The sequence below is a fragment of the Rheinheimera baltica genome, assembly GCF_030731985.1.
Lineage (GTDB): Bacteria > Pseudomonadota > Gammaproteobacteria > Enterobacterales > Alteromonadaceae > Alishewanella > Alishewanella baltica.
Map to the genome: position 1 here is coordinate 1 of NZ_JAPJDY010000013.1, position 20,126 is coordinate 20,126.

Genomic DNA, 20,126 nt, shown 5'->3' on the forward strand with positions numbered 1-20,126 from the left:
TACAGTATGGCTCTGGTTGCGAAACTAACCCACGAACTCGGAGGTCAGCACCTCGTGGGGAGTCATTATGTCTATGTGTAATGGAGTAGATGGCATGGAGTTTCAGACGATCCCGATTATGCGGATTTTCGACGAAGATAAAGCCAAAGAGTTTTACCTTGGCTTTCTCGGTATGGAGTTAGATTGGGAGCATCGCTTTGAGGATGGCTACCCAATTTACATGCAAGTATCGCTTGGCGATTTCGTTCTACACCTAAGTGAGCATTCTGGAGACTGCACGCCAGGCAGTAAAGTTTTCGTCAATGTAAGCGATCTTGATAAACTCTTTGTTCAAATTACTACTAAGCCATATAAATACAATAAGCCAAGCATTGAGAATGCACCTTGGGGAGCAAGATGTTTCACAGTAACAGATCCGTTTTCAAACAGGATATTGTTTAATGACTCAGCAGACTCATAACAATCAAACTTTACCGTCAGCAACAAGCGCTGGCTAGGATGTCAAATCGCTTTACCAAGTGACTAAGCACTAAGCACAAGGCCAAGTGACCTAATACAAGGATCGTTATGAAAAAAGCTCTCGTATTTATGCTGCTCTTAAGCTCATATTTGTCGTTCGTAAAGGCTGAATCTAATACAGCCTTTGATGAGCTTGTGGCGCAGTATCAGCAAAAGAGTGATTTTTCCGGTTCTGTGCTAGTGCTAAAAAATGGCAAACCCATTTTGGCAAAGGCGGTAGGGTATGCTGATGAGTCAACGTTAAAGCCTGTATCACTGTTAACACGTTTTGACATTGGGTCTATCCAAAAAAATCTCACTGCGGTTTTAGTGCTGCAGGCTTATGACAATGATCTTATACAACTCAATGACACGCTTGATAAATTTGCATTGGGGTTTACAGACCCACAGACAAAAGACATTACCATCCAACAATTATTAGAACATCGCTCTGGTTTCGCTGACATATTTACTGCGGAATACCGCAATAATCCGGCCCAATATACAAATATCGCTGAAAAACTGGCTATTTTGCAGAATCAGCCGCTGTTATTTACGCCAGGTAGCGATCGAAAATACTCAAACTATGGCTACGTAGTTTTGGGCGCCATTCTCGAGAAAATCACCAAACAGAACTACTGGGAGTTATTAGAAAAAAATGTATTGAAGCCCTCTCGAGCTGTGCTTATAGCAGAGCAATTAGGTCATGATACTGTGGCATTGCCTTATCATTTTAATTACGAAGGAAAACGGTCGCCAATCGATCCAACGAGGCTCGAGTTCAAATCTCCAGGAGGCGGTGGGGAAATGACCGTATTTGAGCTATACGCTGTTTATCATCAATTATTTGAACAGAAAAAATTACTCTCTGGTCGCAGTTTAAACATATTCAAAAGGCTACAGAAAGATCAGCAACAGTGGCTGGCTTTCGGTGGTGGGGTTGGGGTAAGCACCGCTGTTGAGCTGGATTTTGCTAATGATACCTGGGTGATTGTTTTGGCAAATACAGATAGGCTGGTAGCGGAAGAGCTGTCCACAATCCTAAGAAGCCTGGCGGTTTCTGGCCAATACTCAGCTGTTAAGTTGCCTGCCACATTATTTGCTTATCAACAGTATCTGCAGCTTGGGGAAAACGTATTTAATGCGCAATTTGAAGCGGTCTACCAACAAGCTGGCTATCAAACATTTATAGGCAAAACGCTGACCGATCTTGCCCGAGAACTCGTTGCGGCGGGTAAAGCAGAGAATGCCATCTACTTTTTTAAATATCTGACTGATAAATATCCACAACATGCTGAAGTATATGATGGCTTAGCATATGGCTATTTCAGTGCCGGACGCGCTGAAGAAGCCAAAGCAGCGTTTGCCAAAGCAAAAGCATTAAATGCCGGTTACAACAGCCAGTTTAATGCGTTGAATTATGACGCCACAAACCAGTAAGTTGCGCAATTTAACCAACAAAGGCAGCGTTACTTCCCCTAAAGAATTAAAGTTTAGCGTTATTTAATAAATATTTAGCTTTCAGCGGTTTTTTTTAGATATTCCTGTCACCTTTTGTGCCAGCTTTGGCACTTATTGGTTCAGAAGCAGAGAGTAAGAACCATGAACATTTTTAAAAAACGTATGGAAATAGTAGATTACAACGATGCCGCTTTGGTAATGGCGTCATTGGGAGGCAATCGTGCGGCCTTTAGTGAAATTGTTACACGCTATCAAAACTTGCTGTGTTCGTTAGCCTATTCGTCAGTAGGTGACTTAAAAAACAGTGAGGACATAGCGCAAGAAGCGTTTGTCGAAGCTTGGAAAAAGCTCGACACCCTTTTCTTTCGCTAAACAGATAAACAATGACCAGACGGCTGACATCGCTAACCTCAGCCTGATGGGCCAAAGTTATCTGTGGATTTTAGCCGCGATTGTCATCCTTGTTGTCGTGCCTGCGGCGTGGCATTCGAACAAAGTGCGCCAAAGAATGCGCAACAAATAGTTTCAGGTAACTGCCACAAAGGTGGCATTATTCTTCATTAAGCTGAGTAACATATTGAAGCGGAAGCATAATTTTGTTAGGCCACTTGTAAACCGGCTGGTGGGCCTGTTAAACCGTTCTTCGACTATTGGCTAGTATGTGACTTTGAAATAAGCGTGCTAATCTTGCAGGTTAGAATTCTCTTTATTGCAATACTGCGCAGGTATTGCGATTACTGCACTAAACATCAGGAATTTGCGTTATGCTAATTTTCTTTATCTGTATTGCCATACTCATACTCGGTTATAAGTTTTACAGCCCCTTTGTTGAAAAACAAGCCGGGATAGATGCTAAGGCAAAAACGCCGCAAGCGCGCTTAAATGATGGCGTTGATTACGTGGCAATAAGCCCGGTAAAGGCGTTTCTCATTCAGTTTTTAAATGTGGCAGGTGTAGGCCCTATATTTGGTCCTATCCTGGGTGCGGTATATGGCCCGGTTGCCCTGGTTTGGATAGTTATTGGCAATGTGGTTGGCGGCGCGGTGCATGACTATTTTTCTGGCGTTATGAGCTTAAAAGAAGACGGTAAAAGTTTACCAGAGATAGCGGGGCATTATTACAACATTGTATTTAAAGGTGTTATGTTAGTGTTTACCGCCATGCTGCTGTTTTTTGTTGGTGTGGTATTTATTATGAGCCCGGCGGGGCTGTTAAGTAATTTGTCTTTTTTTGAAGGTACATTTTTAGCCGGCAACACGTTTTGGGTGCTGGTTATACTGGCCTATTATTTTTTAGCAACCCTGCTGCCGATAGATAAAATCATTACCAAGTTATACCCGTTTTTTGGCTTGTTGATGATCGTTATGACGTCATTAATTGCCATTGCCTTGTTAATTGAAGCACCGCATTTGCCGCAGATAAACGACATATTTGCTTACTTTGATGGCCATCATCATGACGACTTTTTAGTACCAAACCCAGACGGCGCTCCGGTGTGGCCCTTGCTGTTTTTAACGATTACTTGCGGCGCCATCAGTGGCTTTCACTCGACCCAATCACCGATGATTGCCCGCTGCCTTACCAATGAAAAATATGCCCGGCCAGTATTTTATGGTGCCATGATGTGCGAAGGTATTGTGGCTTGTGTCTGGGCGCTGGCGGGTATTGCTGCTTTTCCTGGCGGCTATGTAGAGCTAAAAATGATGCTGGCACAAGGTGGCCCGGGGTTGGTCGTTAATCACATTGCAACCAGCTATCTGGGTATTTTTGGTGGCGTAATGGCAATTCTTGCGGTTGCTATTTTCCCTATAACCTCTGGTGATACTGCCTTTCGTTCTTTGCGCTTAACCATTATGGATGCGTTTAGTATTTCTCAAACCACCAAGCATCGCCTGGCGTTGGCCGCGCCTTTACTGGGCGTTGCCTACCTTATGACCTTCCTTGATTTCTCAGTGATTTGGCGTTATTTCGCGTTCTCAAATATGTTGTTATCAACCAGCGTGTTGTGGTTAGCGACTAAGTATCTGTTTGACCGTGGCACCTTCCACTGGATTGTTAGTATTCCTGCGGTGATCGGGACTGCAATTACCTTATCTTATATTGCCACTGCAGGCATTGGGCTGAATTTGCCCATGGACTACAGCAAGCCTATTGGTGTTGTTATCGCGGTTGTCGGGCTTATTGGCGTAGTACTTGCGCATCAAAAACGCACTGTAGCGGCGTAGTATTGGTAAGGCTATATCTATAAAACGCAGCCCGTTGACGTAAGTCCGGGCTGTTTTTTTATGGTTGGGTTAACCTTCTACAACCTGATTTCTGCCGTTTGCTTTAGCTTGGTATAACGCTTTGTCTGCCCGGCTAATGCTGGCATTAAGTAATTCTTTTGGCTTGGCTTGGGTTAACCCTATGCTGCAGCTTACCTGTAAGTTTAATTGTATTAGGCTTAGGTTTATTGCCGCAACAGAACGGCGAACCCGCTCGGCAATAGGCTGGGCCTGGTTTATATCAGTATTGGGCAGTATGATTAAAAATTCTTCACCGCCGGTGCGGCCAAAGTGATCTTGCTGACGCAGTACACTACTAATAGTTAAACAGACCTGCTGTAACACGATATCACCGGCATCATGGCCATGATTATCGTTAATTTTTTTGAAATGATCTAAGTCAATAATAAGCAGGCAGATGGGCGAGGATGTTTCCGTTGCTTTGACACGTTCTTGCTCTGCAAGCATCATAATACGGCGCCTGTTGGCGATACCGGTTAATTCATCTGTCATGGCCAGACGGTGCAGTTTTCGATTTCGTTTTTTCAGTGAAACGGCAAAAGACACCAGAATGAACAGCATTAGCACTATTGCGATGATCGCAACATACTGCCAGCGTTGTGCCAGCTGTAATGTGCTAATGTATTGTTCAGCGGCGAGTTTTTCAGCGGCTAATTGATCGTTCTTTTCTTGTTGGCGGGTAAAATCGAATTGAAATCGTAATAAGTTAGCTTGTTGCTCTCGGGCGTTAGCTTGTTGGCGATTATTCAGCTCAACATATTGTCCTAACTTTGTATAGGCCAGCGAATATTGTCCGGCTTGCGCCAGCGCATCGGCGTAGTGTAAGTGCAGCTGCAGCATATAACGCGGTACCGCTTGCTCTGACAGTAACTTGTCTGCTAACGCTAAGCTTTCTAAGGCGGCGTTTACTTGCTTATCTGCCAATAAAGCTTCGCCCTTATATAATGCTAGTAAGGCTTGGTAGGTTTGCAAATTCGCCATATTAGACGGGTTACCATGGTTTAATACACTTTCGGCTTCTGCGGCAACAGCAAGCGCGTTATCGAATTGTCCCAGTAAATTATATATCCACACCAGGTTTACGTTGGTGTACGCTATCCACTCAGGTACAGCGAGTTCGTTATAGACGTCGATAGACTGGTTAAAAAGTGCTAATGCCTGTTCAGGTTCGCCACGTTCTGCATAAGAAAACGCTTTTTCATGCATGATCATGGCGAGCCGAAAACGTTCCTCTGGCGCATTAAATTCTTTTTCCGCTTCGTCAATATAGGTAATGGCTTTGTCGTATAGCCCCATGCGTCGATATGCCGACGCTATAGATAACACCAGATCGCTAATATAAGGTTTGTAACCAAGCTGCTGTAAACGCGGATAGGCACTGAGATAATGGTTTAACGCATCAGCGTAATTGCCTTGATAAGATGATATGTTGCCAAGTTCGGTCTCGCTTAGGGCTATAGACAGCGGGTCTTCACTATACTCGGCGGCGCTATGAGCGAGATTGGCACTTTTCAGGGCGAGTTCGTTTTCACCCAGCATGTTGTACAGGTAATACCGACAGGTATGATAGTCATATTGTGCTGGAAAATCGTTAGCAGATTGCGCCTGGTTTAATTTTGTTTTACTAAAGGCGATTCCTGCTGCTGGATTATCAAAATAAGCCAACAGGCAGCGCTGTCTGTCTAGTATATTGGCGCGTTCGGCATCGTTTTGCGGTAATGCATTTTCAAGTTCAGCAAGTGTTTGACGAAAATCCTCGGGCTTAAAAAAATACCGCTCACCACTGCTAATTTCCTCAATTAAACGATCGAATTGCTGTTGCTTCGCTATCTCGGCAACAGTGACAAAACTGAAAAACAACAGTGTGACAAACGTAAATGCTTTCAAACAGTTGATCCCAATAAAGAATGTGCTGATATAGCATAGCTGAAACGCCAATAAATGGCGTCTCAGCAACCGTGTTTCAGCTTAAGGTTTTTTAACCCAATTACCATCTAACAAAATATAATGCCCGGCACTGGTACGTTCCAGTGCTTTTTTGCCGGCCATGGCTTCTACATCGGCAACTGCAATATTATTTTGCTGCGCTAAGCGGCTATATTCTGCCCGGCGTGCATCGTTAATTAACTTTACAATGTCGGCTGTATTAGCATCATTTTGTACCGCACCCAAATAACCATTAGCTTGCTCGCCAACGAGTCCTTGGGCTTTAGCCTGGCCCAGTGCCGCCATGGCTTGTTGCAAGTTCATTGCCAGTACCGGCAAGCTTAGCGCGAACAGGGCAGGCAACAGTAGCATTTTGATATGTTTAATCAGTTTCATGTTGGGCTCCTTAGAATAAACCGCTGTCGTCGCTGAACAGTTCGTCCAACTGTTTATCGACCTTGATATAAATTTCATGCTGAATTTTAACGTTCAGGTTAATGTTGATTGGCTCGGCTGGCAAAGCGACCTGCACCTTTGGGGTGCAAGCGGCCAGAACCAGCGCCAGCACTGCCGCTGCGCTTAGTTGTTGTATCATGGTTTAACTCCATTAGTGTTTTTTATGCTTTGCTGTTGGATCCGTTGTTGTACCCGCTGTTTTATTTTGTCACTGATTTTGCTGCTAAGTTGCAAACTGGTAATTAGCGCGGGTAAATCTTCTTCCAGATTAATATTAAGGTTGATGGCTCTGCCATTTTCCAGTGCCGGGTTGCTACCTTGTAGTTTCAATGCGAGGCTCAGCTTGCCTTGCGTGTCATAGTTAACGTCGCTGGAAAGTACGGAGTAGTGAAAATCATCCAATGCTTCGAGCACCACTTTCATCCCTGCGTTTCCTGCAGCCATATTTTGGGCTCCGGCAGGCCGGTATTGTAGTTCTCCACCCGGGCTTTCTGCGGCAATTGCGCCGTTATTCACGGTAACGCCAGTGCGATTAATTCGAAGCGGTACGGTGCCGGAGATAAGGCCACTGCCGGTTAAATCAGTCGTGGGATGTTGTTGCAACAGATTTGTTAGTGCAATTTGTTGTAGTTTTAGTACCACATCTTGCTGAGCCAATGCTAAATCCAGTTGGGTGGGTTGCAATTGGATTTGCCCTCCCATGGCATTAATTTGTAGCTGTTTGATATCCAGTTTTCCTGCACTGATAGCATCCATGTTGGTCCGGTAGTCAGCATTAAGTAGCAAAGGGCCGGCAATCAGGCCATGGTTAATTTCTGCCAGGCGTGTTTCTGGTGCATGGATTAGAATTTGCCCGTTTTCGTATTCCAGTTGTATGGTGCTGGCTAAGTCTTTAAACAGGCTGCGATCATAAATACCACTGACGCCAGACAAGCTGAGCTCGGCTTTGGTGTTTATTGCTGGCAACAAGCTTGCTTCGCCGCTTGCATCAAGCCGTCCTCGGTTAAGTTCTAACAGCGCTGGCCAACTGGTCAATGTTGCCGCCAGCGGATTACCCGCAAGTAAAAATATGTCGTCCAGTTGCCAGCTAACGGTAAAGGCGTCGTTAACATAGCGCAGTTGATGTGCAACACCCAGGCTGGCGCTGTTTGTCAGTTGTCCGGCCACGCTTAGCTCGCGTAAATTGCCGCTAAGTTCCGCCTGCCATTGCCAGCTAAGAGGTTTTAATTGTGCTTGTTTTAGCTGGCCAATGTTAACGCCAACTGCGGCTTGCAACGTGGTGTTGTTAAACAACGTATCGCCACTAAAACGGCTGTTTTTTGTGGTGATATTACCCTTGAGTAGCTGAATGTCTGTTGTATTAAGTGAAGCAAAATCGGCAGTGGTATTTTGCAGATCCAGTTGCCACTGGTCGGCCAGCCAATACGCATTAAACTGAGTTTGCAGCGCAAGCTTCTGCAAAAGAACGTCTGGGGCCGGCTTTAATTGCTGCTGCAATAGGCCAAGCTTGCCATTATGTATTTGTGCGCTAAAAGGGGGGGTGAGGTTGAACGTTGCATCACCCGTAATATCAACCTCGGTGGCGCCTTTGGAACTTAGTGCCAGTTTTAATGGCAGCGCAGTAAGCTGTGGCAGAGTGTGTCCGTCGGCGGTGAGTGTGATATCGACGCTGTCGGCTTTAATGCCCTGCTGCAGTAAATCTTCGGATAATTCTGGTTGTAATAAGGTTAAATGGCTATTAAGTTGATATTGGCTGAGTTCGCCGTGTTGTAGGCCCAGTTTGGCTGTAACACGGCCTTGTAACTGACCAATGCCTGGAAGTACTAAAGGCGAGGGCAGTTCAGCATCTAATTGCCAATGTCCGCTCGCTTCAGCGGCTATGTTTGCCAGCGAGGAGGTGCCAGGCAATTGGAACTGCCAGTCGCTTCGAACTGACACGGGGGCAGTAAAGCGCTCGAGGGCTTCTGGCGGAACAGCGGCTTGCCATAATTGCAGTTGTTGGATTATCCAGGGTGATGGGGGGGCAATATCTATGGTTAGCTTGCCAGTGACATCAATGCTGTTATGGCCACTTAATTTCTGGTGAAGTTGCAATTGCGTGTTGTTATCTAAATCCAGACGCAAATTTAACAGTGGTAGCTGCTGCACGGTAGTGTAATCGCCGCTAAGGGTTAAGCGGGGTGTATTCGGGGTGTTGGTGTCTGCTGCACTAAGCTGATATTGCAGTTGTTGTGCTACGTTATCTAAAGCTGCAGACAGCTGGTAGCTGCAGTCTCCTTCGGAACAAGGCAGATGCAGTACCAACTGGTTAATGTTTATCTGTTCAGGAAGGTTTGCTGGCAGTTGCCAATCTGCAGGCAAAGAGTCTGCGGTTGTAGGCGTGTTGTTATCAGCTGTTTGCGGCCACTGTAATAAACGGATATCACCGCTGCCAAGTTGTACTTTGGTTAACCTGGGGTCGAACAGCTGCCAACTTAGGTTTATATCGTTGAGTTGTATCTCTAATTCCGGGTTATCAAGGCTGAAACTAACGCCGCTAAGGTGTAACTGACGCAAGCTAAGGCTGCTGATCTGGTATTGCAGGTTTTGCAACGGCAGGGCAGCGAGCGTTTTTTGCAGATACCAATATGCGCTTGCTGTTAACAGCAGTAACAGTGCTAAAGCTATAAGCAGCGTTTTTTGCCACCTGCGCATAACGGGATCCTTTAAGTTGTTAAGCTGAGACTAAAGCGAATCTACTGAATAGATAATGAATATATCACGTTGTTTAACAAGGTGTTGCAGTGACATAAAAAAGGGCAGCTAGAGCTGCCCTGATATTAAGCAATACTGTTAACGCAAACCTTTCACCGGTTATTCTTTACGAGCCGCGGCTGAGGCATCACGCAGGGCGCGGAATTCGTTGCCTTCATGCCAGTTTGGCCAGTTGCGACTGTTTGCCAGCTCGTTACCTACCTGATAAAACAAGAATAAATCCTGCTGCGCACCGCGTAAGTCCCAGTTGTCGTTATATTCGTCGCCTACCTTGTGATAGCAACATTTGTTGTACTCGGCACGCTGTGCCTTGCCCCATGCTTCGCCATTTTCAAAATGGTCGTTACCACCTTTTGCATACAGTATGGGTACGCCTTTTTTTGATAGATTAAAGTGGTCTGAACGATAAGCAATACCGGCTTCAGGGTTATGCTCGCGCACGGCGTAGCGGCCTTGTTGTTCGGTGTATTTGATTAAAATATCTTCTGCATTGTTGTTGCCTAATCCGACAATCACCATGTCTTTCATTGGGCCGTAGACGTTCATCACGTCCATGTTAATACCGACAACGGTTTTTTCCAGCGGGAATACCGGGTTGGCAGCATACCAGGCTGAACCTAATAAACCACGCTCTTCGGCGGTAACTGCAACAAATGCGATAGAGCGTTCTGGTTGCTGTTGCTGAGTAAAATACTCGGCCAGAGCCAGTAAGCCACCGGTGCCGGACGCATTGTCCTGCGCGCCATTAAACACCTTATTATTGGGGTTAGAAAAATCCATACCCAGATGGTCCCAGTGTGCCATATACAATACAAACTCATCCGGGTATTTGCTGCCTTCGATATAGCCAACGACATTGCTTGAGGTAAGCTCACGCAAGTTGTTTTTTACGCTAACCGATGCAGTAGCATTTAGAGGTACTACTTTAAAGTCTTTTTCCAGCGCTTTTTTATGCATAGTGGCTAAGTCGGTACCAATATTGGCAAACAGCTTTTCAGCTGACTCAGTAGTAACCCAACCTTCTACTTTTGCCAGATCGGCATTTTTATTTTCATTGATTAAATCAAATTTTATCGGTGAGCCATGTGCCACCACGCCCCAGCCGTAGCTAGCAGCATCAGTTTCATGAATGATTAGTGCCATAGCGGCGCCCTGGCGGGCAGCTTCTTCATATTTGTAGGTCCAGCGGCCGTAGTAGGTCATGGCATTGCCATTAAATAGTGATGGATCTTGCGTAGCAAACCCTGGGTCATTAACAAACATCACCACGGTTTTGCCTTTTACATCCAGGCCTTCATAGTCGTTCCAGTTATATTCTGGTGCAACAATACCGTAGCCAACAAACACCATTTCACTGTCAGTCACGTCAACTTGTTCCGTAACCTGCTTGGTCCATGCTGTCATGTCGTCACGGTAATTAAATTGGGCTGGCAGGTTGTCGCCTTTTAACGTCATGGCAGACACTTGTTTCGGGTCAATTTGCACCAGCGATACCGGTTGCTTGTAACTGTCACCGTCTATTGGTTTTAAACCGATTCGACGGAAGTTATCTTCTAAAAACGCCACGGTTAACTCTTCACCTTTGGTGGCAGGGGCGCGGCCCTGAAACTCATCTGAGGACAGCGTTTTTATATATTCACCTAATCGTGGGTTAACGTCGGCGAATTTCAATTCAGGGGTCTTGGTGGCCGTATCAGCCAGCTCTGCTGGTTTTACTTCAGCAGTTTTTATATCAGCATTTTGCTCTGAGCAAGCGCTTAGCAAGGTGCCTGCCGCAAAAGCTCCGGCTAGTAGCGTAAACCTGGAAAGGGTAATCATAGTCACTCCGTGGTTTTTATCGTTATATGTCGCTGTAGTCTCAGCGTTCTGTGTTAAAAGCTATTTATCTTAACGTATCTAAAAATCAGCGACCAGTATAGTGGTCGCAGTTATAACGCGCTTAGTCTTTGTAGCCCCATGGAGTGGGCGGTAAAGCCACCGGTTTGGTAAGGTCAAAGTCAACGCGAAACTCCCGGCCTTCCCGGATCAGGCGATAAGTAAAGGTTTGCGGGTAGATATACATTTGCCAGATGTTGGTATTTGACTGTGGATTACCCAATCGAGAGAATAGTTCTTTAGAGTACTGATCGGCCGGAAAGCTTTGCACGTTTGACCAACCCGCATCCGTGGTATGGCCGCCATACATAGTAGAGACGTCATGGCTACCGTCTTTGTTACGGTGATCATGCTTTAAACTCAGGCCAGATCCGGTTTTTGTGATGATCCAGGTGCGGGAATGATTATCGCCAACATGGAACGGGATCTGTAATTGGCTGTCTGAACATTTACGCACATGCATAATTAAGCTGCCGTCAAAGCCATCACTTTTTGGGGTGTCCATTACCACTTTGCCCGCAAAGGCTTTACCGCAGTGCGCGCGCAGATTATCAAAGTAAGCATCGTGGCTGGCAATGGACACCAGTGGTGCCGGTTGCACAATATCAGCGGTGGCGATGGCCGAAAAGCTCAGGGCGATAGTGGTTGTAAACAGAGTTCTGTGCATATATCTCTCCTAAATAACACGGCCGGACTATAACCTTTGCGCGTAATGGCTGCAAACCGGTGTTACTCTTAAGTGAATGACGACAGGAGTATTGAAAATGCAAAATGAATTAGATGGCAAATTTCTACTTAGCGTGTTTGGCAAGGTGGAAAAACACGGCAGCGCTGTTAACAACGAATTGGGCGCTGGTTTTGAGTTGGATGGTATAACGGTGAATTCCGGCTTTGATGGCTACGAAGTGTATTTAAGCGATGGCAAGGTGCAGTTAACACTGGGCTTCCATAACAAATGGCACAGCGATGCTGCCAATGAGGCTGATATGGACGCCTTTGTGTCACAGCTTAAAAAAATTAACCATAACTATTGATTTATTTCATTATTGCTAAGGATTTGTTCAGTTTAAACCGCTACCATAGCGCACAAATATCAGTGCTGGCAGAGACTACAGCGGGCTTTATCTGAATAAATAGCTGTTTGGACGGCTAAAAGGCTATTGCTTGAAAGGCCAAAACAGGATAAGGTGTCGCCCGTCAATCATATCTGATAGACCAGAAGAGGTGCGTTAGCCAGGTAGTTCAGGACAGATGTCTATACATCGTAGCCTGAATAAGGGGGACTAACGCCGAGGGAAATGCGGTTATAGAGCTGTATTTCCCGGTCGTTAAGGCTGAATCCTTACGACTGTCACCTGAATTTCGGTGGAGAGCTTCTGGCCTTTGTTAAGTACAGTTTTCAGAATTTACAGAAGCTCTCTGTTTCATTCTCGTTTTGCTGTTAGCAAATGCCATGCTCTGCTTATTATGTTTTATAAGGAGAGGCAACCTTGTCCAATCTTATTGTTGCAAAATTCGGCGGCTCTAGTGTCGCAGACTTCGATGCGATGTCGCGCTGTGCTGATATCATTCTGGCGGAACCGGCTATTCGTTTAGTGGTGGTTAGCGCCAGCTCCGGTGTCACTAACCTGCTGGTCGATATTACCAAACACACTGATGTTAGCGAGCGCTATGCTTGCTATCAGGGCATTGAACGCATTACGCTGGCGGTATTAAACCGGTTGCAGCAGCCTGATGTCGTTGCGGCTGATATTGCGCAGTTGCTATCGGCACTAAAAATACTGATAGAACAAAGTGGTGCGGTGTATAGCGCTGCTCACAAGGATGAGATCCAATCCTTCGGTGAGCGTTTAAGCTCAGTATTGTTTGCGCAGGTACTACGTGAACGTGGTGCGGCCGGTTTATGTTTTGACGCCCGTCGTGTTATGCGCACTGACAGTCGTTTTGGTAAAGGTGAGCCACAGATTACTCAAATTAGTGAGTTATGTGCCATACACTTGCAGCCTTTATTGGCGGATAACGTGGTGGTAACCCAGGGCTTTATTGGTGCGGATGACCTTGGGCAAACCACCACGCTTGGTCGCGGCGGTTCAGATTATAGCGCTGCACTGCTTGGCGAAGCGTTAAGTGCATCTGTGGTGCAAATATGGACCGATGTAGTGGGTATTTTTACCACTGACCCACGTTTAACCGAACAGGCGCGCTGCATTAAAGAAATCAGCTTTGACGAAGCGGCTGAGATGGCTACTTTTGGCGCCAAAGTACTGCATCCTGCTACCTTGATACCTGCGATGCGCTGCAATATAGGGGTGTTTGTTGGCTCCAGTCGCGAACCACAAGCCGGCGGCACCTGGATAGCCAAAGACGTAAAAGAACGCCCGCCGTACCGAGCTATTGCACTTAGAAAATCTCAAACGCTGATCACGGTAAAAAGCCCGGCCATGTTACACGCCGCCGGTTTTTTAACCCGGGTGTTTGATATTTTAAGCCGGCATCAAATCTCGGTAGATTTAGTGACCACGTCTGAAATCAGCGTAGCACTTACGCTGGACGAAGGCGGCATGACTAGCGCATTTAATGTATCTGTCGAACCCGCACTGGCGGAGCTGAGAAGTTTTTGCGAAGTGTCAGTGGAGCAGGGCTTAAGTTTAGTGGCCGTTATTGGCAACCATCTGCATAGCAGCAAAGGTATTACTGGTGATCTGTTCAATACCTTAGAGCGCATTAATATGCGGCTAATTTGTCATGGCGCGTCTAAACATAACCTGTGCTTTCTAGTGCAGGATGCCGATGCTCCCGCTGTCGTTAAACAGCTGCACCAGAATCTGTTTAGTGCTGCCTGAAAACAAATAGCTGATTAATTGCACAGATAACTTAAGTGAGAATCGATTTGCTCTAAGCCAACCGTTGAGGCCCCGGACGGGCTGAGACTAGCCCCCACGGATGGATTTACGGCGTGTTGGTGTGAGCAAACCGGTTCGTTTTAAACGACCGGTCTGATTATTTGTTAGTGAGTCTATTCGTAAGGTAGCGGGTCAATGGTGTTATTCAGCGTAAAAGCCTCTAATCGCTCCTGACAAGAGCCACATTTACCACAGGCTTTCTCGCGGCCGTTATAGCAGGTCCAGGTTTTGCCGTAGTCTAGCCCCATAGCAAGGCCGTCGGCCAGAATTTCAATTTTAGTTTGCGCCAGATAAGGGCTGATAATATCCACCGGCTCGTAGTTGGCTATCTGACAAACGTCATGCATTTTTTGCACAAATTCCGGCCGGCAGTCAGGATAAATAAAGTGATCGCCAGAATGTGCGCCGTAATAAACCTGTGAGGCGCCCAGTGAGACGGCATACCCTACTGCCAGTGACAACAGAATCATATTACGATTAGGTACCACGGTAGATTTCATATTTTCGGCAGCGTAGTGACCTTCCGGAATATCAATATTGTCGGTTAATGAAGAGCCTGCAAGTAGTTGATTAATTGCTGATATATCAACAATTTTATGGTTAATCCCTAGCTCCTGGCATACCTGTGCTGCACATTCCAACTCTTTGACATGGCGCTGGCCATAGTTAAATGACAATGCGTATACTTCGTGGCCTGCCAGTACCGCTTTATGTAACACGGTAAATGAATCCATTCCTCCGGAGTAAATCACTACAACTTTGTTCGGCATAACAGGCTCTCTCTTGTATAATACATCGTAATTTTTTCGCGAACGTCGCCGACAGTATCGTCGGGGGCGCGCATTGTACAGTAATTCAGCTGACGGCTAAAGGGCTAAGCACAGAGTGTATAAAGTTAATGAGGTTTTTGAAACCATACAGGGCGAAGGCAGTTTTACCGGCGCAGCAGCCATTTTTATCCGCTTGCAGGGTTGTCCGGTTGGCTGTAGCTGGTGTGATACTAAGCACACCTGGGAAGTGAACGACGAGCAGCGCCTACCGCTTGGTGACATCGTGATTAAAACTGCAGAGACAGAGCATTGGGCCGGTGTTAGTGTCGAAGAAATCCTGGCGTTGTTTGTCAAGGAGGGCTATCAGGCCAAACATGTGGTGATCACCGGTGGTGAACCCTGTATGTACGATCTAAATCCGTTGTGTGAAGCGCTGCACAGTAAAGGTTACAGCACACAAATTGAAACCAGTGGTACCTTTGAGATTAAGGCCCCGGCAAAAACCTGGGTAACGGTTTCACCGAAAGTGAATATGGCCGGTGGTTATAAAGTACTGCAAAGTGCACTAGATCGTGCTAACGAAATTAAGCATCCGGTAGCGATGGAGAAGCATATTGATGAGTTGTTGCGGTTATTGCAACAAACCGATATAACCGCTAAGCTCGTCTATTTGCAGCCAATCAGCCAGCAACGCCGTGCCACTGAGCTGGCGATTGCTATGTGCAAAAAATACAATTGGCGACTGAGTGTACAGGTACATAAATACTTAGGGATTAGCTAGATGCAAACGGTAAATGATTTTTTCCAGCACTACAGCACTGCCTATGTTAACAACGAGCTTGATGCTTTTGAGCAGCTGATATCACTGCCGAGTATGTTGTTATCAGGTGACCGTAAAGTGCTATTAGTTGATAGAGACAGCCTGCGTGAACATTTACTTGCACAGGTGACTAAGTATCGCCAGCTAGGGGTGGTAACGGCCGATTTTGTGTTGCAGCACCAATTGCGTTTATCTGATCAATTGCAGTTCGCCAGCCTTTATTGGCGTTTTTATGACGCGTCCGCAAAGATAATTTTTACTTGCCATACTTCTTATACGTTGCAATATCAGCAAGACGTTTGGCAGGTTGTTGCCATTATTCTGGATGATGAGCAGGCGGCGTATAATAGGGCGGCTAATCGCGCTTAGGCTTGCGGTGCCAACCATGACTGCAAGCTATTAAGGCAAGGTGTTGGGCTGGTTTCTAATGCCAGTTGTTGTTTTAGCGCCGGCTGCATCGGTAACAACTCCAAATAGCGTGATGCAAGCCAGGCAGCATCGGTATATCTGGGCTGGGGGTAGAGTGCTTTAAGTGTAGGGTACTGTTGAAGCAATTTTTCTAGTTGTTGGCTAAGTGGTTGATATTCATTTTCAATTTCAATGCCTGTCCAACTATCAAGTGTTTGTACCTGTGCGATGTTAAGTGTATCAGCCTCCTGCCAACGTGAAATAATTTTCACCTTCTCAATGCCGGCTATTGTTACGCCCAAAAGTCCATCTTCTAATTGCTCAAAATCCTCAATGCGTACTTTGGTTGCCAGCGGTAGAATTCGGTCCGGGTGATGTTGGCTGACATAGGGATTCACTTGTGCCACGGCAAAGTCGCGCTTGCCTGCGCTGGCTTCGCTTATCAGCCGCACATAACGGCGCTCGAATACGCGTAAGCGCATACGACCTTCTGGTAAAATAAAACTGTTTAGCGCAAATAATGCCAGTTCGTTCATAATGCCGCTGATAAAGTTGTATAGTTTCAACTTATACGCAGCACTAACGATAGTGGTTTGCCCAAATTGAGGATTTATGAGTACGACGCATTGGATGTATATACTGGTTGGCGTAGGCTGTCTGAACTTGCTAGTGCTAGTGGCACTGTTTTTAAGGCGTGGGCCGCATCACGGTATTGCTGAACAGTTAGCGAATAATAGGCTGGAGTTAGTGCAGCAACAGGCCCAATTTCAACAGCAGCTGTTAGAGCAATTACATCTACAGCGCCAGCAGTTGCAGCAACAGCAGCAAGATAACCTGTTGCAGGTACTACATAAAATTACAGAAACGCAGCAAGCGGCCCGGTTTGAGCTAAGTAAAAATTTACAACATCAAGCTTCGACGCTGGCAGATCAAGTGAAGCAACTAACACAAAGTATTGATCAACGTTTAAAAGACATTGCCGGTCAGGTTGAAAAGCGTTTAAGTGACGGGTTTGAAAAAACCAACCAAACGTTTACCGACATAGTGAAGCGCCTCGCATTGATTGATGACGCGCAGAAAAAAATAACTGAGTTGTCCAGCAATGTCGTGAGTTTGCAAGAGGTGTTGGCTGACAAGCGCTCACGTGGTGCCTTTGGTGAGGTGCAATTAACTGCACTGATTAGAAATGTTGTACCCGAGCAGCATTTCTCTTTGCAGCACACGCTAAGCAACGGCCGTATTGTCGACTGTATGTTATTTTTACCCAAACCCAGTGGTGATATCGCAATAGATGCGAAGTTTCCGTTGGAAAGCTACAAAAAAATGACCGATCCTCAGATGACGCCGGAAGAGCGCAAATTAGCTCAACGCCAGTTTAAAGTAGACATCAAAAAACACATCAGTGATATTGCTGACAAGTATATCATCGCTAATGAAACCGCTGATGGCGCCATTATGTTTTTACCCGCTGAGGCGATATTCGCTGAATTGCATGCATATCATCCGGATATTGTAGAGGAAGCCTATCGGCGGCGTGTGTGGTTAACCTCACCAACCACGCTTATGGCCGTGTTAACAACTGCCAGAAGTGTATTGAAAGATGATGCCACTCGCCGCCAAATTCATTTGATACAAGAGCATCTCATTAAGCTGGCGGATGATTTTTCGCGTTTCCGTGGGCGTTTTGATAACCTGGCAAAACATATTGATCAAGCTGCAGTAGATGTAAAACAAATTCATACATCCGCACATAAAATAAGCAGTCGTTTTAGCCAGATAGAGAAGGTTGAATGGCTGGAAGAAAGTGATTAGTCTAATATTAGTACTAATTGATGTATTGTTTGAACAGGTGGTCAATGAAAACGTTAGCACGAAGGGTATATCTGTTATTGCTGTGTTTAGCGTTGCCTTTGGTTGCTCATGCCTCTCAGGTTTCTCAGGTACTCAGGGCAATTGTTAGTGATTCAAACACCGCGCCCTATGCCATTTTCAATGCTGATAATCAATTACAATCGGGCTTGAGCAAAGACATCATTGATGAGTTGGCAAGATATCTTGAGCTGCCCGTGGTTTATATTAACCTGCCCAGGGCACGTGTAGAGCCTTGGTTGTTGCAAGGTGAGGCTGATCTAGCGTGCTTTTTAAACCCCGATTGGGTTGAACAACCAGATGACTTGTTGTGGACGGATGTGTTATTTACAACTCAGCAGTTGTTAGTGCGCCGACGCGAGGCGAAGCCGGTTACCGGCATCCAACATTTAGCAGGCAAGCGGGTAGGCACTAGCCGTGGCTTTACTTATCCAGAGCTAGAGCAAGTTTTTCGTTCAGGCGATGTTATTCGTGACGATGCTCATTCGCTGGAGAGTAATTTGCTGCGGTTAAAGCAAGGCCGATTAGATGTGGTGATGACTGTAGATTTGTCCTATCACTTCTATGTTCAGACGTCAGCAGATCAGAGTTTTTCAGCTGATCCGCTTTGGTCAGAACCACCAGGCGTATATTGCGGTTTGAGCCGTTTCTCGCCACGCCGGGCGCAACAGATTAAAACGGCGCTAAACGAGATAGTGAACAGTGGATTTATTCAACAGAGACTGAAGTTTTATACCAAACTACAGCACTAATCCCTTATCTGCGTGGGTCGTCTTTTAGTTTCGGTATCTTTAACCCTAGTTCCTGTCCCCGGTAACGTGCATAGTAAGTGCAACCTATAAACATCATCGTAGCAAGAGCAAACTCTACAAATGACAAAAATTGATGTAAGCCTGTGCTTACCCACATATTCGTCAGGCTGTGAAGAAAATATATCATGACAATAAAATTAGCCCATGCCAACGTGTACGCATGCCCCTTAACTATGCCGTAAAACGGTAACCACAAAGGTAACCAAAGCAGTGCCAGTAAGACATAGCGATTACCAAGTTGCGGCGGTGCTAATAATAAAATCCAAAGCGGTTGCAGTAACCAAAGCCCGGCAAAACCCAATCTTCCCAATAATAAATAACGCGATGTTTTGTCAGACATCGGCACAAAACTGGTTTGTTGCATAGTTAACACCTGTTTGATTTAAGTTTCTGGCTCAACTTAGCCAGACGTTTACCAAATGCTTGGGCAAGCCGTTGCTCATCGACACTAAGCTTGGATCCACCATGGTGACCACTGACGTGAGATGGGCCATAGGGTGTCCCACCAGTTTGAGTTTGATGCAGCTCTGGTTCACTGTAAGGAATGCCGGTGAGCAGCATACCATGATGTAATAACGGCAGGCTCATACTTAACAGGGTTGCTTCGTTTCCGCCATGCATACTGCCGGAGGACGTAAATACTCCTGCAGGTTTATCGATGAGTTCGCCTTTAAGCCAAATACTGGTTGTTGTATCCCAAAACGCCTTTGCATCGGCCACCATATTACCAAAGCGTACGGGACTACCAAATGCCAGCCCGTCACACTGGCGTAGTTCATCTTGGCTGACAATGGCGTGACGGCTTGCAGTATCTGGATCCAGTGGTGGTATGCAGCGCACTATGGCTTCAGAGCCACCTTGTGCTACACCAATAGCAATTTTGTCAGCTAATGCGGCAACAGCGCCATGGCGTGAATAATACAGCACCAAAATACGAGTCGTCATGATAGCAAATTCAGCACGTTGCTAGGTGGCCGGCCAATTGCCGCTTTATCACCATGAACAACGATAGGGCGTTCGATGAGTTTGGGGTGTATAGCCATCGCTTCTATTAACTGTTGGTCGGTTATCGAACTGTCTGCCAAGCCAAGTTGTTTGTACTCATCTTCTTTATTGCGCAATAATTGACGTGCACTAAGTCCCAACAGTTTTAATAAATGTGCCAGTTCCTCAGCTGTTGGCGGTGTTTTAAGGTATTCAATAATGTCTATTTTGTCAGTGTGTTGTTCTAATAAACTCAGGGTTTCACGGCTCTTGGAACAGCGTGGATTATGGTAAATTTTTAACAT

General features: G+C 45.9%; 21 protein-coding genes and 1 riboswitch. Of the genes, 10 read left to right on the top strand and 11 right to left on the bottom strand.

The window, feature by feature from the left end; genetic code table 11:
• Positions 1–67 precede the first annotated feature (67 nt).
• The 4 genes from ORJ00_RS17965 (at position 68) to ORJ00_RS17980 (ending at position 4,184) form a co-directional block, all read left to right on the top strand.
• The gene (locus tag ORJ00_RS17965; protein ID WP_306140489.1) at positions 68–460 is read left to right on the top strand and encodes a glyoxalase superfamily protein; all 393 of its coding nucleotides are present in this window, start codon (positions 68–70) and stop codon (positions 458–460) included.
• 107 nt (positions 461–567) lie between these two features.
• Complete coding sequence (locus ORJ00_RS17970; RefSeq protein ID WP_306140490.1) at positions 568–1,938, top strand: serine hydrolase domain-containing protein; 1,371 nt, start codon at positions 568–570, stop codon at positions 1,936–1,938.
• Between the two features lie 162 nt (positions 1,939–2,100).
• Positions 2,101–2,331 (top strand): RNA polymerase sigma factor, encoded by a 231-nt coding sequence (locus ORJ00_RS17975; RefSeq protein ID WP_306140491.1) that lies wholly within the window; start codon positions 2,101–2,103, stop codon positions 2,329–2,331.
• A 392-nt stretch (positions 2,332–2,723) separates the two neighbouring features.
• Positions 2,724–4,184, top strand: coding sequence for a carbon starvation CstA family protein (locus ORJ00_RS17980; protein WP_306126769.1), 1,461 nt, complete (start codon positions 2,724–2,726; stop codon positions 4,182–4,184).
• A gap of 69 nt (positions 4,185–4,253) precedes the next feature.
• On the opposite strand, the gene ORJ00_RS17985 is transcribed toward ORJ00_RS17980, so the two are convergent.
• The 6 genes from ORJ00_RS17985 to ORJ00_RS18010 form a co-directional block, all read right to left on the bottom strand.
• On the bottom strand, positions 4,254–6,131 hold the full coding sequence (locus ORJ00_RS17985) for a tetratricopeptide repeat-containing diguanylate cyclase (protein ID WP_306140492.1): 1,878 nt from the start codon (positions 6,129–6,131) through the stop codon (positions 4,254–4,256).
• Positions 6,132–6,212: 81 nt separating this feature from the next.
• Complete coding sequence (locus tag ORJ00_RS17990) at positions 6,213–6,566, bottom strand: YdbL family probable chaperone protein (RefSeq protein ID WP_305975631.1); 354 nt, start codon at positions 6,564–6,566, stop codon at positions 6,213–6,215.
• Between the two features lie 10 nt (positions 6,567–6,576).
• Positions 6,577–6,765, bottom strand: coding sequence for a YnbE family lipoprotein (locus tag ORJ00_RS17995; protein ID WP_305975633.1), 189 nt, complete (start codon positions 6,763–6,765; stop codon positions 6,577–6,579).
• Entirely contained in the window at positions 6,762–9,320 is a 2,559-nt protein-coding gene (locus ORJ00_RS18000) for an intermembrane phospholipid transport YdbH family protein (protein WP_306140493.1), read from the bottom strand. Before ORJ00_RS18000 ends, ORJ00_RS17995 begins: the two co-directional genes overlap by 4 nt.
• 159 nt (positions 9,321–9,479) lie before the next feature.
• The gene (locus ORJ00_RS18005) at positions 9,480–11,198 is read right to left on the bottom strand and encodes a M28 family metallopeptidase (RefSeq protein ID WP_306140494.1); all 1,719 of its coding nucleotides are present in this window, start codon (positions 11,196–11,198) and stop codon (positions 9,480–9,482) included.
• Between the two features lie 121 nt (positions 11,199–11,319).
• Positions 11,320–11,922 carry a hypothetical protein gene (locus ORJ00_RS18010; protein ID WP_305975639.1) on the bottom strand — a complete coding sequence of 201 codons (603 nt, stop codon included), beginning with the start codon at positions 11,920–11,922 and terminating at the stop codon, positions 11,320–11,322.
• Between the two features lie 97 nt (positions 11,923–12,019).
• Here ORJ00_RS18010 and ORJ00_RS18015 point away from each other — a divergent pair, with 97 nt between their 5' ends.
• Positions 12,020–12,289 (top strand): DUF3081 family protein, encoded by a 270-nt coding sequence (locus tag ORJ00_RS18015; RefSeq protein ID WP_305975641.1) that lies wholly within the window; start codon positions 12,020–12,022, stop codon positions 12,287–12,289.
• Positions 12,290–12,466: 177 nt separating this feature from the next.
• Positions 12,467–12,639: riboswitch (Lysine riboswitch) on the top strand.
• A 106-nt stretch (positions 12,640–12,745) separates the two neighbouring features.
• Positions 12,746–14,098, top strand: a complete 1,353-nt coding sequence (gene lysC, locus ORJ00_RS18020) for a lysine-sensitive aspartokinase 3 (RefSeq protein ID WP_306140495.1) — start codon at positions 12,746–12,748, stop codon at positions 14,096–14,098.
• Positions 14,099–14,271: 173 nt separating this feature from the next.
• On the opposite strand, the gene queC is transcribed toward lysC, so the two are convergent.
• Positions 14,272–14,928 (bottom strand): 7-cyano-7-deazaguanine synthase QueC, encoded by a 657-nt coding sequence (gene queC / locus ORJ00_RS18025; protein WP_306126775.1) that lies wholly within the window; start codon positions 14,926–14,928, stop codon positions 14,272–14,274.
• A 115-nt stretch (positions 14,929–15,043) separates the two neighbouring features.
• Here queC and queE point away from each other — a divergent pair, with 115 nt between their 5' ends.
• Complete coding sequence (gene queE, locus ORJ00_RS18030) at positions 15,044–15,709, top strand: 7-carboxy-7-deazaguanine synthase QueE (RefSeq protein ID WP_027671157.1); 666 nt, start codon at positions 15,044–15,046, stop codon at positions 15,707–15,709.
• Positions 15,710–16,117 (top strand): DUF6841 family protein, encoded by a 408-nt coding sequence (locus ORJ00_RS18035; RefSeq protein WP_027671156.1) that lies wholly within the window; start codon positions 15,710–15,712, stop codon positions 16,115–16,117.
• Here the strand turns inward: ORJ00_RS18035 and ORJ00_RS18040 are convergent.
• Entirely contained in the window at positions 16,114–16,692 is a 579-nt protein-coding gene (locus ORJ00_RS18040) for an LON peptidase substrate-binding domain-containing protein (RefSeq protein ID WP_027671155.1), read from the bottom strand. The genes ORJ00_RS18035 and ORJ00_RS18040 overlap by 4 nt on opposite strands.
• Before the next feature lie 76 nt (positions 16,693–16,768).
• Between ORJ00_RS18040 and ORJ00_RS18045 the strand changes: the two genes are divergently transcribed.
• On the top strand, positions 16,769–17,968 hold the full coding sequence (locus ORJ00_RS18045) for a DNA recombination protein RmuC (protein WP_306140496.1): 1,200 nt from the start codon (positions 16,769–16,771) through the stop codon (positions 17,966–17,968).
• Between the two features lie 44 nt (positions 17,969–18,012).
• On the top strand, positions 18,013–18,777 hold the full coding sequence (locus ORJ00_RS18050; protein WP_306140497.1) for a substrate-binding periplasmic protein: 765 nt from the start codon (positions 18,013–18,015) through the stop codon (positions 18,775–18,777).
• Positions 18,778–18,781: 4 nt separating this feature from the next.
• On the opposite strand, the gene ORJ00_RS18055 is transcribed toward ORJ00_RS18050, so the two are convergent.
• The 3 genes from ORJ00_RS18055 to arsC are packed head-to-tail and all read right to left on the bottom strand — an operon-like array spanning position 18,782 to position 20,126.
• The gene (locus ORJ00_RS18055; protein ID WP_027671152.1) at positions 18,782–19,201 is read right to left on the bottom strand and encodes a DUF2069 domain-containing protein; all 420 of its coding nucleotides are present in this window, start codon (positions 19,199–19,201) and stop codon (positions 18,782–18,784) included.
• A gap of 2 nt (positions 19,202–19,203) precedes the next feature.
• A complete protein-coding gene (gene wrbA / locus ORJ00_RS18060; protein WP_027671151.1) occupies positions 19,204–19,782 on the bottom strand; it encodes an NAD(P)H:quinone oxidoreductase in 579 nt (192 codons plus the stop codon).
• The gene (arsC, locus tag ORJ00_RS18065; protein WP_306140498.1) at positions 19,779–20,126 is read right to left on the bottom strand and encodes an arsenate reductase (glutaredoxin); all 348 of its coding nucleotides are present in this window, start codon (positions 20,124–20,126) and stop codon (positions 19,779–19,781) included. The genes wrbA and arsC overlap by 4 nt, the downstream gene beginning before the upstream one ends.